General features: G+C 66.0%; 13 protein-coding genes. 9 read left to right on the top strand and 4 right to left on the bottom strand.

Annotated features, from left to right (window positions below):
- The first annotated feature begins 4 nt into the window (after positions 1-4).
- From ACXJMY_RS34380 to ACXJMY_RS34415, 8 genes are read left to right on the top strand one after another with little or no spacing between them, the layout of a single operon-like run.
- Positions 5-1,597, top strand: a complete 1,593-nt coding sequence (locus tag ACXJMY_RS34380; protein WP_456623795.1) for a xanthine dehydrogenase family protein molybdopterin-binding subunit — start codon at positions 5-7, stop codon at positions 1,595-1,597.
- Positions 1,598-2,620 carry a xanthine dehydrogenase family protein molybdopterin-binding subunit gene (locus tag ACXJMY_RS34385; protein ID WP_456623796.1) on the top strand — a complete coding sequence of 341 codons (1,023 nt, stop codon included), beginning with the start codon at positions 1,598-1,600 and terminating at the stop codon, positions 2,618-2,620.
- Positions 2,621-2,630: 10 nt separating this feature from the next.
- Positions 2,631-3,512: an AAA family ATPase gene (locus ACXJMY_RS34390; RefSeq protein ID WP_456623797.1), complete on the top strand. Its 882-nt coding sequence runs from the start codon at positions 2,631-2,633 to the stop codon at positions 3,510-3,512.
- Complete coding sequence (locus ACXJMY_RS34395; protein ID WP_456623798.1) at positions 3,509-4,630, top strand: vWA domain-containing protein; 1,122 nt, start codon at positions 3,509-3,511, stop codon at positions 4,628-4,630. Before ACXJMY_RS34390 ends, ACXJMY_RS34395 begins: the two co-directional genes overlap by 4 nt.
- Entirely contained in the window at positions 4,627-5,511 is an 885-nt protein-coding gene (locus tag ACXJMY_RS34400; protein WP_456623799.1) for an amidohydrolase family protein, read from the top strand. Before ACXJMY_RS34395 ends, ACXJMY_RS34400 begins: the two co-directional genes overlap by 4 nt.
- A 30-nt stretch (positions 5,512-5,541) precedes the next feature.
- Complete coding sequence (locus tag ACXJMY_RS34405) at positions 5,542-6,390, top strand: MBL fold metallo-hydrolase (RefSeq protein WP_456623800.1); 849 nt, start codon at positions 5,542-5,544, stop codon at positions 6,388-6,390.
- Positions 6,391-6,410: 20 nt separating this feature from the next.
- A complete protein-coding gene (locus ACXJMY_RS34410; protein ID WP_456623801.1) occupies positions 6,411-7,985 on the top strand; it encodes an isochorismatase family protein in 1,575 nt (524 codons plus the stop codon).
- Between the two features lie 3 nt (positions 7,986-7,988).
- A complete protein-coding gene (locus ACXJMY_RS34415) occupies positions 7,989-8,615 on the top strand; it encodes an FMN-dependent NADH-azoreductase (RefSeq protein ID WP_456623802.1) in 627 nt (208 codons plus the stop codon).
- Between the two features lie 87 nt (positions 8,616-8,702).
- Here the strand turns inward: ACXJMY_RS34415 and ACXJMY_RS34420 are convergent, their stop codons facing one another.
- The 3 genes from ACXJMY_RS34420 to ACXJMY_RS34430 are packed head-to-tail and all read right to left on the bottom strand — an operon-like array spanning position 8,703 to position 12,677.
- A complete protein-coding gene (locus tag ACXJMY_RS34420; protein ID WP_456623803.1) occupies positions 8,703-9,143 on the bottom strand; it encodes a RidA family protein in 441 nt (146 codons plus the stop codon).
- Positions 9,144-9,160: 17 nt separating this feature from the next.
- Positions 9,161-10,339: an acyl-CoA dehydrogenase family protein gene (locus tag ACXJMY_RS34425; protein ID WP_456623804.1), complete on the bottom strand. Its 1,179-nt coding sequence runs from the start codon at positions 10,337-10,339 to the stop codon at positions 9,161-9,163.
- Between the two features lie 16 nt (positions 10,340-10,355).
- Complete coding sequence (locus tag ACXJMY_RS34430; RefSeq protein ID WP_456623805.1) at positions 10,356-12,677, bottom strand: bifunctional salicylyl-CoA 5-hydroxylase/oxidoreductase; 2,322 nt, start codon at positions 12,675-12,677, stop codon at positions 10,356-10,358.
- Positions 12,678-12,967: 290 nt separating this feature from the next.
- On the opposite strand from ACXJMY_RS34430, the gene ACXJMY_RS34435 reads away from it, so the two are divergent.
- Complete coding sequence (locus tag ACXJMY_RS34435) at positions 12,968-13,474, top strand: MarR family winged helix-turn-helix transcriptional regulator (RefSeq protein WP_456623806.1); 507 nt, start codon at positions 12,968-12,970, stop codon at positions 13,472-13,474.
- A gap of 13 nt (positions 13,475-13,487) precedes the next feature.
- On the opposite strand, the gene ACXJMY_RS34440 is transcribed toward ACXJMY_RS34435, so the two are convergent.
- A partial coding sequence (locus tag ACXJMY_RS34440) for an AMP-binding enzyme (RefSeq protein ID WP_456623807.1) occupies positions 13,488-13,703 on the bottom strand: 216 nt, incomplete at its 5' end.

Genomic DNA, 13,703 nt, shown 5'->3' on the forward strand with positions numbered 1-13,703 from the left:
GACCATGCTGGAACTGCGCAAGGACATTTTTGCCGACGAGCGCGACGATAATTTGAACGAAATTGGCAAGGGCACGCAACGCCAGGACATGCTCGGCCATGTCACGGGCACGTCGAGCTATTTCAACGACCATAAGCTACAGGGCATGCTGCATCTGAAGGTCGTTCGCTCGACGCAGGCGCATGCCAGAATTCGCCGCATCGACACCACCGACGCCGAGCGCTCGGCCGGAGTGCGCCGGATCATCCGCGGCACTGATGTGCCGCGCAACCTCAATACGCTTCTGAGCCTGATCAATTTCGGCAAGGATGACGAGCCGTCGCTGGCGGTCGACAAGGTCCGCTACAAGGGCGAGCCGATCGTCGCCATCGTCGCCGACAGCGAGCGGGAAGCGTTCGAGGCCGTGGCAAAGGTCAAGGTCGACTATGAGCCGCTGCCGGCCGTGTTCGACGTCGAGGACGCGCTGAAGCCCGGCGCGCCCGTCGTCAACGAAACCTATCCCAAGAACACATTTACCTATCACGAGACTTATGATCACCAGAAGCTGCGCTTCGGCGATGCCGACGCGGCGCTGGCGACCGCCGATCACGTGCTGGAGCAGCGCTACCAGATGTCTCCGATCGAGCACGCGCCGACCGAGACCAACGGTGCGATCGCCGCACCCGACACCAACGGTCGCTATGTGGTCTACACCTCGACGCAGGCGTTGTTCTTCTCGGTCGACACCTGCGCCAAGATCCTGGACATCCCCTCAAATACCTTCCACTTCATCGGCGGCACGGTCGGCGGCGGGTTCGGCGGCAAGGTGGACACGCTGACCGAACCGCTCGCCATCCTCGGCGCGATGTTGACCGGGCGGCCGGTGCGCTACGTATTCGGACGCGAGGAGGAGATGCAATACGGACCGCCACGTGGCGCCGAGCGCATCTACATCAAGGACGGAGTGATGCGGGATGGCCGTGTCATCGCGCGAAAAATCCGCGCCTATTTCGATAGCGGTGCCTACACGCGGCTTTCGAGCTACGCCGCCGTGAAATGCGCCGCGCACCTGCCTGGGCCCTACACCATCCCGAACGTCTATGGCGACGTCTATTGTGTCTTCACCAACCGCACGCCGGCGACCGCAATGCGCGGCTTCGGCGTCACCGCGATGGACTATGCGATCGAGTGCCAGATGGACAAGCTCGCAAACCTCGTCGGCATGGATCCGATGGAATTCCGCATCCTCAACGCCTATCGCGATGGCGACATGAAGGCGCACCGACGCGAAGCCAAGAACACCGCGCTGATCGAATGCGTCCAGGTCGCGGCCGAGAAAGCCAAATGGCCGATCCGCGACGAGTTCAAGCGGGCATCCTCGCGCAAGGACGGCGGCGGCAGCCGCGCCGTGATCCCACCGACGCCGACGGATTCGCGGGCCCGGCCTGCGGCTCCAGCGCAGCAGCGTACCAGCTACGACCGGCTTCCCCCCACCGTCACCCGTGAACCGCCGCGCGAGCCGCCTCCACCCGCTCCGCCGCCGCCCTCGCCGCGGCCGGCTTCGCCTTCGCATGGCGCAACCCGTTTCTCCTCCGTCTTCGGCACCAGGAGGCGCTAGATGACAAGGCATCGCGGACGCGGCATCGCGTCGATCAACTATCCCATCGGCATGAACCTCGGCGGGGACCCCAGCCAGGCGCTGGTGCACTCCAATCCCAGCGGCAAGTTCACCGTGGCGCTGTCGTCGATCGACCTCGGCCAGGGCATGAAATCGGTGACGCGGCAGATCTGCGCGGAGACGCTCGGCGTGCCGGTGGAGGACGTCTATGTCGACACGGCGGACTCCGACACCGGTCCACATTGCATGGGCTCGTTTGCCTCGCGCGGCACCCATCGCGTCGGCAATGCCGTGATGGCGGCAGCGCGCGAGGCGCGCGGCGTGATGATGGAAGCCGCGGCCGAGGAACTTGAGGTCAACGCCGCGGACCTGGAGACCGACGGACGCGGCAACATCCACGTCAAGGGCGCGCCGCACCGCTCGATCTCGACCAAGGACGTCGCCATCGCCGCCCAGTTCAAGCAGGGCAAGACGATCTCCGGCCGCGGCATTTTCCTTGTACCGCTGTCCGACGTCGACCCCGAGACCGGCGAGATGTCGCCGGCGACCTGCTACGCGCATGCTTGCCTCGTCGCCGAGGTCGAGGTCGACGACGAGACCGGCGAGGTCGCGATGGTGCGAATGGACTCCGCCTATGAGCTCGGCCGCGCGCTCAATCCCCGGCTGGTCGAGCAGCAACTGGTCGGCGGCGCCTGGATGGGCGTCAGCCACGCGCTGTACGAGACGCCGGAGCCGTACTATCCCGACCCCGTTCACGGACCCCGCGATTTCGTCGAATATCTGATGCCCGGCCCCGGCGACATCTGTCCGCACGACATCGCCGTGCTGGAGCGCCCTGCTCCCGATGGGCCGTTCGGCGCCAAGGGCCCCGGCGAGATGTGCGCCAATCCTGTGCTGCCGGCCGTTGCCAACGCCATCTTCAACGCCGTCGGCGTGCGCATCGACGATCTGCCGATCACGCCGGAGAAGGTGCTGCGCGCGATCAAGTCCCAGGGCGGCGCGCGGCCCCAGGCGCGGCGCTGAGGTTTGGTCCATGGCCGTCCGCAGCAACATCGTCGGCATCGACAGCCCGGAGGCGCTGGAGAAGGCGCTGCGCGCGGCCTACTACCTCGCCGACGAAGGTCTTGCGACCGCCGCCTATCTCGGCCTTGCGCTCGGCAAGCCGCTGCTGCTCGAAGGCGCGCCAGGCGTCGGCAAGACGGAAGCCGCAAAGGCAATCGCCGCCGTGCTCGGCCGCCGGCTGATTCGGCTGCAATGCTATGAGGGCATCGACGCCTCCGCCGCGCTCTACGAATGGAACTATCCGCGCCAGATGCTGGCGATCCGCCAGGCCGGCGACGAGAGCATCGACATCTACGGCGAGAGCTTCCTGATCGAGCGGCCGATGCTGGCGGCGCTGCGCGCGCCCGATTCCACCGTGCTGCTGATCGACGAAATCGATCGCGCCGACCAGGAGTTCGAGGCATTCTTGCTCGAGTTCCTCTCCGACTTCCAGATATCCATCCCCGAGCGCGGCACGGTGCGCGCCGCGGAACGCCCTGTCGTCGTGCTGACGTCGAACCGGACGCGCGACCTGCATGAGGCATTGCGCCGCCGCTGCGTCTATCACTGGATCGACTATCCCACCGCCGAGCGCGAGGCGCGCATCGTGATGATGCGGGCCTCCAGCGTCGCCGAGGCCACCGCGCGCGCCGTGGTCGCCGCGGTGGAAAAGCTGCGACGCGAGCCGCTGAGCAAGGCGCCGGGGATCGCGGAGGCTGTCGACTGGGCCGAGGCGGCGACGCTGCTGCACAAGGGCGGCGCGCGTTGGCCCGACGCCTTCAAACGCTCGATCGGCGTGGCGCTGAAGGACGAGGAAGATTTGCACTTCATGTCGCCCCGGCTCGACGCGCTGCTGGCGGAGGCGACCGCATGAGCATCGAGAACCCGCTCCCGCGCGCCGCCCGCATCTTCGTCTCCTTCGTTTCGCTGCTCCGCGCGAACGGCTTCGCCGTAGCGCCGGAACAGACCACCGCGTTCCTCACCGCGATCGAGCTGCTCGGCCCGCGTGACCTCGGCGACATCAGGCAGGCGGCGCTCGCCACCCTCGCCCCGCCCCCCGAGCGACGTGCGACCTTCGACCGCCTGTTCGATCTGCACTTCCGCGGCAGCGAATCCATTGAGCATGCCGCCGACGGCGAGGACGACGAGTCGGTTCGCCTCCAGGAGGAAGGCCGCGGCGACGAGGAACCGCTATTATCCGACGACGCCAATGAATCCGGCCTGACCGCGACCCGCATCGAGGCGCTGGTCGACCGCCGCTTCGCCCAGCTCTCAACGACCGATGCGCTCCGCCGCCTCGCGCGCGAGGCCCCGAGGCGCCTGCCGCGGCGTCGCGGCCACCGGCGCATGCGCGCCCGCCGCGGGCCGTTTGCGGATTTGCGCCGCACCTTGCGCGACTCCGTCCGCAGCGACGGCGAGATCTTGCGGCTCGGGCACCTGAAGCGGCGCCAGCGCCCGCGCAAGTTCCTGCTCCTGATCGACGTCTCCGGCTCCATGAAGAGCCGCACCGAGGAGAACATCAGGCTCGCGCATGCGCTGGTGCAGGCTGCGCCCAATGTCGAGGTCTTCACCTTCGGAACGCGGCTGACCCGCGTCACCCGCGCGCTGCGGCTGAAGCGCCGCGAGCAGGCCCTGAACGCCGCCGCGCATCTCGTCAGCGACTGGGACGGCGGCACCCGGATCGGCGACGCCTTGCAAGCCTTCCTCGCAGTGCCCCGGTTCGGCGGTTATGCGCGCGGGGCGGCTGTGGTCGTCGTCTCGGATGGCCTGGAACGCGGCGAGCCCGACGCATTGCGTGACGCCGTCGCCAAGCTGTCGCGGCGCGCCTGGCGCCTGAGCTGGCTGACGCCGCTCGCCACGAGCCAGGGCTTTCGCCCGCAGACGGAAGCGCTTGTTGCGATCGAACGCTATGTCGACGACCTCGTCGACGGCGGATCGAGCGCGTCGATCGTCGCGCATGTGCTGGCGCTGGGACGAAGGAGAGTTGCGTGACCGATATTGTCGACGGGCATCACCACATCTGGCGGCAGGCCGACCTGCCCTGGCTGACCGGCCCCATGCAGCCGCGCATCTTCGGCCCTTACGAGCCGATCCGGCGTGATTATCCGATCCAGGAATATCTCGACGACCTCAAGCACACCGGCGTCACCCGCTCGGTCTACGTCCAGACCAACTGGGCCAATGACCGCTTCGAGGACGAGGCGGCCTGGGTGCAGCAGACGGCCGACGCGCACGGCTGGCCTCATGCCATCGTCGCCTACGCCAATTTCGCCGTGGACGACGTGCGTCCGCAACTCGACCGGCTGAAGCGCTATTCCCTGGTGCGCGGCGTCCGCATGCAACTGCACTGGCACGAGAACCCGCTCTATCGCTTCGCGGCAAAGCCCGATCTCTGCGTCGATCCCGTGATCCGCCGCAATATTTCGCACCTCGCCGACTACGGCTGGAGCTTTGATCTTCAGGTGTTCACGCCGCAGATGCCGGACGCGGCACAGCTGGCGGAGGCCTGTCCCAAGGTGACCTTCATCCTCCAGCATGCCGGCATGCTGGAGGACCTTTCGCCGGCTGGCCGCGCCGCCTGGCGCGCCGGGATGGCGCGGCTCGCGGCATGTCCGAACGTGGTCTCGAAGCTCTCCGGGCTCGGCACCTTCATCCATCGCAACGATCCCGCGCATATCGCCGCCGTGCTCATCGACACCGTCGCGATCTTCGGCGCTGATCGCAGCCTGTTCGGCTCCAATTTTCCGATCGAGAAATTGTGGACCAGCTATCGCGCGCTGGTCGACGCGTTTCGTGCAGCCGCCGCGCCGCTGACGACCGAGCAGCAGGACGCAATCTTCAGGACGACGGCGACGCGCGTCTATCGGCTTTGACAGACAAGAACAGAACAGGGAGGGAAACGAATGGCGCTGGAGATCAAGATCCTGGACTATGGCGATATCGAGCTGGAATCGAGCTTTCTGGTTCTCGGTCGCGACTGCGGCCGCACCCGCCGCGTCCTCACACTCGGCTTTTTGATCCTTGGCGGCAAATATCCGGTCGTGGTGGATACGGGTTACCGCTCCAACCAGATCATGGAAACGCTGGGGATGCGCGGCCTGCAATACCACGAGCACATGATCGAGAACCAGCTCGCCCGCCATGGCGTGCGCATGGGCGACGTGCGCTTCGTCTGCCATACCCATCTCCACATCGACCATGCCGGCAAGGACGATCTGTTTCCGATGAACACGACCGTCGTCCTCAACCGCAAGGAGCTGGAATATTCCGTCTCCGGCCTGATGCACCCGCAATATCCGGCACCCGACATCAAGCATCTCATCGATCGGCTACACACCAAGAGCGCGTTGCGTTTCCTCGATCTCGAGATCACCGGCCCGATCGAGCTGATGCCCGGCGTCTATTGCGACGCCGCCAACGCCCACACCGAGGGCTCGATGAACATCATCGTCGAGACCGCGGACGGCATCGCGACCATCTGCGGCGACGTGATCTACGACTTCAACGATCAGATCGTCACACCCTTCCACGAGATTCACGACTGGGAGCCACGCACTACCGGCAATCACGGCACCACCAAGCGCGCGGAGAAGGCCGCGATCAAGAAGCTCCTCAGCAGTTCGCGCTATCTGCTGCCGGTGCACGACCGCCCCGCCAAGATCGAGGGCGGCAATGTCGTGGGACGGCTGCACGACCAGGTCCCCGGCCCGATCGTGCAGTCGCTGCCCGAGCGCAACTGGTTCCCGGCTTGACGCCACCCGAGGATCGACCGATGACGCATGTCACCTTGCGAAGCGAGTTCGAGACACTGATCGACCCCTACGCGCCGGTCGCACAGATCGGCACCGGCTTCGACTTCACGGAGGGACCGGTCTGGCATCCGGTCGATCACTATCTGCTGTTCTCGGACATGCCGGGCGACGTGCGGCGGCGCTGGGACCCACGGCGCGGCGTCGCCGAGGTCAGGCGCCCGTCGAACAAATGCAACGGCATGACCTATGACGCCGAGCTGAACCTGATCGTCTGCGAGCACGCGACCTCCTCGCTGGTCCGCGAACGGCCGGACGGGCGGCGCGAGGTGCTGGCCTCGCACTTCCAGGGCCAGGAGCTCAACAGCCCGAACGACGTCTGCGTGCACTCCTCCGGCGCGATCTATTTTTCGGACCCGTGGTACGGCCGCATGCCGGTCTATGGCGTCGAGCGACCGCGGCAACTCGGCTTTCAGGGCGTCTATCGCGTCGTGCCCGGCAGCGAACCGAAGCTCGTGGTGGAGCGCACCCTGTTCGACCAACCGAACGGCCTCTGCTTCGCGCCTGACGAGAAGCTGCTCTATGTCAACGACACCGTGCAGGCGCTGATCCGCGTATTCGACGTCGACAGCGACGGGTCGTTGTCGAACGCGCGCGTGTTCGCAAGCGGCATCCGCTCCGAGCTCGAGCCCGGCTTGCCCGACGGCATGAAGTGCGACCAGCACGGCAATGTCTGGGTCACCGCGCCTGGCGGCGTCTGGGTCTATTCGCCGCGCGGCGAACTGCTCGGCAAGGTCCGCCTCCCCGAGCTCGTCGCCAACCTCGCCTGGGGCGGCCCGGATTTCCGCACGCTGTATCTGACTTCGACGCACTCCGTTTATGCCATCCCGACCAAGGCCGGCCCGCGCCATGAACCCTATATGAGCGGCAAGCATGCGGGCGGCAGCGCGGCTGTCGGCCCCGCGCCCGCCAGCGCCATCCTTGCCGATGGCGAGATGCGGCTCGATCCGCAACGCTGCGCCATGATCATCCAGGACCTCCAGAACGACGTCATCATGGACGGCGGCGCGTTTGCCGACTCCGGAGCGCCGGGGCATGCGCGCCAGCAGCACGTCGTCGAGAACGTCCGCCGCCTCGCCGAGACCGCGCGCGCGCGCGGCGTCGCCATCATCCACGTCTGGTTCATCGTCGAGCCCGGCGCACCCGGAGTGACGCTGAACGCGCCGCTGTTCGAAGGCCTGGTCGACAGCAAGGCGATGGTGCGCGGAAGCTGGGGCGCGGCGCCCGTGTCAGGTCTCGAGCCAAGGCCCGGCGATTTCGTGGTCGAGAAGATGCGGATGAGCGCCTGGGAGGGCACGCGGCTCGAGACGATCCTGAAAGCCACCGGCCGCGACATGCTCATCAACACCGGTGCCTGGACCAACATGTCGATCGAGCACACCGCGCGCACCGGAGCCGACAAGGGCTATTTCATGATCGTGCCCGAGGATTGCTGCTCGACCATGAATTCCGACTGGCACAACGCCTCGATCAATTTTGCCATGCAGAACGTCGCGGTCGTCACACGGGCGGATGCGGTCATCAGAGCGCTGGGATGAACTGTGGCCAAGCTCCTGCACCTGTCCTGCTCGCCCCGCGTCGACTCCGAGTCGAGCGCCGGCGCGCGCGTCTTCCTTGACGGCTTTCGTCAGGCACGGCCGGATTGGGACATCGATGTGATGGATCTCTGGCGAGAGCGGATGCCGGAGTTCGCAGGTCCGATCGTCGAGGCCAAATATGCGCGGATGAAGGCACAGGCCTTCAACGACGCGCAACGGGCGGGCTTTGCCGAGGCCGAACGGATGGCGCTGCGGTTCTCACTGGCCGATCGGGTGCTGATATCGACGCCAATGTGGAATTTCGGCATCCCCTACAAGCTGAAGCAGTGGTTCGACATTGTCATCCAACCCGGGTTGACGTTCAGATTCGACCCGGCGCGGGGCTATCTTCCGCTGCTGAACGACCGACCGACCATCGTCATCCTCGCCAGCGGCAGCGACTTCGTCACCGGCATGAATCGCGGCCGCATCGACATGGCGACACCCTATTTGCGCGAGGCGCTGCGTTTCATTGGCGTCAGCGACGTGCGCTTCGTGCCGATCGGGCCTACCACCGGCCCGGCGGACCCGATCCTTGCCGCACGCGAGACGGCGTATCGACGGCTCGGCGAGATCGCCGCGCGGTTTTGATCGAACGGTCCCGCGCCACGCTTTCCACGCCATCGCGATCCCTATGGCACGAGCGACATCGGATTTCGAACTGATGCCCCGCGCAGATCAACGCGGGACAACGGCAGTCGCTTCGATCTCGACGCGCGCCGATGCCTCGACAAGCCGCACGACCTGCACAAGCGCCATGCTGGGATAGTGGCTGCCGATGACCTCGCGATAGGCCTTGCCGAGCGCCTTGAGATTGGAGACGTATTCGTCCATGTCGACGACATACCAGGTCAGGCGCACCAGATGTTGCGGTCCCGCGCCGCCCTCGGCCAGGATCGCCACGATGTTTTCGAGGGTCTGCCGGACCTGCGCGATAAACCCGTCGGCAAATCGACCTGCAACGTCCCAGCCGACGACCCCGCCGGTGACGACGAGACGGCCGTCGGCCATCATGCCGTTCGCGTATCCCTTCGGCTGTGGCCAGCCGCTGGGCTGGAGCGCCTGCGGACCGCCGGTCGTGGCGGGGTTCGCGGCAAATGGTTGTCTCGTCATGGTCATGAGTAACTTTCCGAATCTCAGCGCGGCTTGAGGATGTCGCGCGCAACAATCAGCTTCTGGACCTCGGTCGCGCCCTCGTAGATCCGCAATGCGCGGATTTCGCGGTAGAGGCTTTCGACGATCTCGCCCTTGCGTACGCCGCGGCCGCCGAACATCTGCACGGCGCGGTCGATGACACGCTGCGCGGTCTCGGTGGCCGTCAGCTTTGCCATCGCCGCCTCGCGCGTGGTGGGTAACTTCTGCACGTCGCGGCGCCAGGCCGCGCGATAGGTCAGGAGCGCAGCCGCGTCGGTATCCGTTGCCATATCGCCGAGCGCCGCCTGGGTCAGCTGGAGATCGCCGAGCGTCGCACCGAACATGTGCCGGCTGCGCGCATGCGCCAGCGCTTCATCGAGCGCCCGCCGCGCAAAGCCGAGGGCGGCGGCGGCGACCGAGGCGCGGAAGATGTCCAGCGTCTGCATCGCGAGCTTGAACCCAGCGCCCGGCGCGCCAAGACGCCGGTTCGCAGGAATCCGGCAGTTCGTGAAACGCAATGTCGCCAGCGGATGCGGCGCAATGACATCGATGCGATCGGCGATGCTGAAGCCGGGATCATCCGGAAAGACCACGAAGGCCGAGATGCCGCGAGCGCCCGGCGCCTCCCCGGTCCGCGCGAACAGCGTGTAGACGTCGGCGATCCCGCCGTTGGAGATCCAGGTCTTCTCGCCGTCGATGACATAGTCGCTGCCCTCGGCGCGAGCGGTGCAGGACATCGCCGCGACGTCGGAGCCCGCGTCCTTCTCCGACAGCGCAAACGCCGCAAGCCATTCGCCGGACCGAACCTTTGGCAGCACGGCCTTGCGCAATTCCGCGGAGCCGCCGAGCGCGATCGCGCCGGAGCCGAGCCCCTGCATGGCGAAAGCGAAATCGGCGAGGCCGTCGGCATAGGCCAGAGATTCGCGCGACAGGCAGATCGAGCGGGAATCGATCGTGGCCGCATCCCCATCGAGCGCCGCAACGGCACAATCGAGCAGCCCCGCCTCGCCCATCGCGCGCACCAGCTTGCGGCAGGCGCCGTCGACGTCATCATGGTCGATCTTATCGATCGCCCCCGACTGGACGAAGCGGTCGAGCGCCTCTGCGATTGTGCGGTGACGCGCCTCAAAGAACGGCCAGTCCAGCCACTCACGCCGGATCACTTTTGCAACGGAGCTCATAGGGTGCCTCCTCCGTTCATTGAGCAGCGGCGGCCGCGGCCGCGCGCGCCAGATTGGCTTCGTACTGCCCCTTGGCGGACAGATATTGCTTCGGCCAGTTGACCGCGGTGATGCCGATGCGCGCCGCCTCGTGCAATGTCCAGGCAGGATCGGCGAGATGCGGCCGCGCGATCGCGCAGAGATCGGCACGGCCCGCGGCCAGGATCGAGTTGGCATGGTCCGCTTCGGAAATCGCGCCGACCGCGATGGTTTCGATGCCGACTTCGTTGCGGATCAGATCGGCGAAGGGTGTCTGGAACAGACGCCCATAGATCGGCCGCTCCTCCTTCCAGACCTGCCCCGAGGAGCAGTCGATCAGGTCTGCACCTGCCTCTTTGAACATCGCGGCAAAAATCGCGGCATCGGCCGGCGTATTGCCGCCTTCGGTCCAGTCGTGGCAGGACAGGCGCACCGACATTGGCCGATCCGACGGCCATGCGGCACGCATCGCCTTGAACACCTCCAGCGGAAACCGCGCGCGGTTCTCGTGGCTGCCGCCGTATTCGTCCGTGCGCCGGTTGGTCAGCGGCGACAGGAAGCTCGACAGCAGGTAGCCGTGCGCGCAATGGAGCTCGAGCCATTCGACGCCGGCCGCCGCCGCACGGCGGGTCGCCGCGACGAAATCGTCGCGCACGCGATCCATGTCGCTGCGGTCCATCGCCCGCGGCAGCTGGCTGTTGGGCAAATACGGCAACGCCGACGCCGAGATCAGCGGCCATTCGCCGGATTCAAGAGGTTGATCGATCCCTTCCCACGGCACTCTCGTCGCGCCCTTGCGGCCGGCATGGCCGAGTTGAATTCCCACCTTGGCATGTCCGACACTGTGAACAAGATCGACCAGCCGGCGCCACTGCGCCCCCTGCGCATCGTTCCAGAGCCCGAGACAACCCGGCGTGATCCGCGCATCAGGCGAGACGCATGTCATCTCGGCAAAGACCAGCGCGGCGCCGCCCATGGCGCGCGCACCGAGATGGGCGATATGGAAGTCGTCGATGAGCCCGCCCTCGGCCGAATACATCGCCATCGGCGAAACCATGATGCGGTTCGCAAGCGTCAGGCCCCGCACGCGATGCGGCGTCAGCATTGGCGGCGGCACGCGCTCGCCGTCCTTTGCGGCGACGCCCGCGCGCGCGGCAAACCAGCGCTCAAAACCCTCGAGCCACGTGCGGTCACGCAGCCGAAGGTTTTCGTGGCTGATTCGCTGTGAGCGCGTCAGCATCGAATAGAAGAACTGCGGCGGCTCGAGCGTATCGGCGTAGCGCCGGCCCACCACCTCGAACCACTCCATGGCGTTACGTGCGGCATTCTGGATCCGCGCCACGTCGACGCGGCGCACCTCCTCGTAGGCCTCCAGCACGGTCTCGATGCTGTCGCGCCCGTGGCCATGGCGGTCGAACTGGTTGGCGAGCTCGATCGCGTCGTCGAGCGCGAGCTTGGTGCCGGAGCCGATGGCAAAATGCGCGGTGTGCGCGGCATCGCCCATCAGCACGACATGGGAGCGGCCATTGAAAACGCTCCATTTGCCGCAGATCAGACGGCTGAAATTGAGCCAGGCCGAGCCGCGCAGATGGCGGGCGTTGGTCAGGAGTTTTGCTCCATCCAGCGTCTCGGCAAAGATCTTCTCGCAGAACTCGATCGACTCTTGCTGGTCGAGCTCGCCGAGACCATGGGCGTTGTAGGCTTCCTCCGTGGTCTCGACGATGAAGGTCGAGGTCTCGGCGTCGAACTTGTAGATGTGCGCCTGGAACCAGCCGTGCTCGGTCTTCTGGAAGTCGAACGTGAAGGCATCGAACGGCTTCTTGGTGCCGAGCCAGATGTAGCGGTTCGGCCGGATCACCATGTCGGGCTGGAATTGCTCGGCGTAGCGGGCGCGGATCCGGGAATTGACGCCGTCGCAGGCGACGATCAGGTCGGCCTCGGGAAATTCGAGATCGGACTCGACGTCACGTTCGAAGACGAGCTCGACGTCGAGGGCCTCGCAGCGCCGTTGCAGGATGTTGAGCAGATGCTTGCGCCCGATGCCGATGAAGCCATGACCGGTCGTGCGCTGGCGCGTCCCCTTGAAGACGAGCTCGATGTCGTCCCAGTGGTTGAAGGCGTCCTCGATCTCCGCGGCGCTCTCGGGATCTGCAATCCGCATGGCCTGCATCATGGCGTCCGAGAACACCACGCCCCAGCCGAACGTATCGTAGGGCTTGTTGCGCTCGACGACGGAGACGACATGCTCCGGGTGCCGGCGCTTCATCAGGAGCCCCAGATAGAGCCCGGCCGGGCCGCCGCCGATACAGACTATGCGCATGATCCCTCGCTTTCGCGCACCGCGCCATGAGCCGAGCTGGCCATCAAATTATTTTAAGCCTAAAATATTTCGTTCGGGCGCGAATTGTCAAGGCGCTTCTCGCCTGGCCGCGGAGGCGCCGGATCTCGGCGGTCCTCGTCTGATGTTAGACTGCAAATCCGGCGCACCGCACGGCCGATTCGATATGGCTCCGGCCAAGCCTTGAATTTACTTTTGGCACGAACTATCTTGCAGGACATTCACGAAAGCCGTCAGCTTTCAACAGGCCCAGAGGCCCCAGGAGATTTGATTTGGCACTCGCGAAGGAGTCGGCGCCTGTTTCGACCAAGAATGGGGCCGATCAGGAGGCCGAGTACAGGGCTCAGACGCGGCTTTGGCTCCGGCTGCTGGCCTGCACGACGCTGATCGAGGGCGAGTTGCGGCGCCGGTTTCGCGAAGAATTCGATTTCACGATGCCTCGCTTCGACGTTCTGGCCCAGCTCGACCGCGAGCCGAGCGGATTGGTGCTGGGAGAGCTGCCGAAGCGCTTGATGGTCTCCGCCGGGAACCTCACGCCGATCGTGGACCGCCTGGTCGAGGACGGCTACATCACCCGGACCCCTTCGAGCCTCGATCGGCGCGTGCAGATCGTCTGCATGACCGTCGAAGGCCGAAAAGCCTTCAGGCGCATGGCGAAGAGCCATGGCACGTGGCTCGCCGAATTGCTGGCGGATTTCCCGGCCGACAGGCTCGACGGGTTGACCGGCGAGCTCGACGACCTCAAGGGCGCCGTCAGGGACGCGCTGCAAAAGCCGTGAGCCGCCCCGGCGGCTAGCGTCGCACCCGGACGCCGGCCGCTTCGCGGTCCCACGTATCCGTCGTCACGCCGGCGTCACGCAGCACGCCCTTCTTGATCTTGCCATTCTCCGTCAGCGGCATCTGGCTCACGATCCGCACATAGCGGGGAATGGCGAAATAGGCGATCTGCCCTTCGCAATGGCGGATGATGTCGACGGGCTGCAGCGATTGGCCGGGCTCCAGCAGGAT

The organism is Bradyrhizobium sp. P5_C12, from assembly GCF_054049735.1.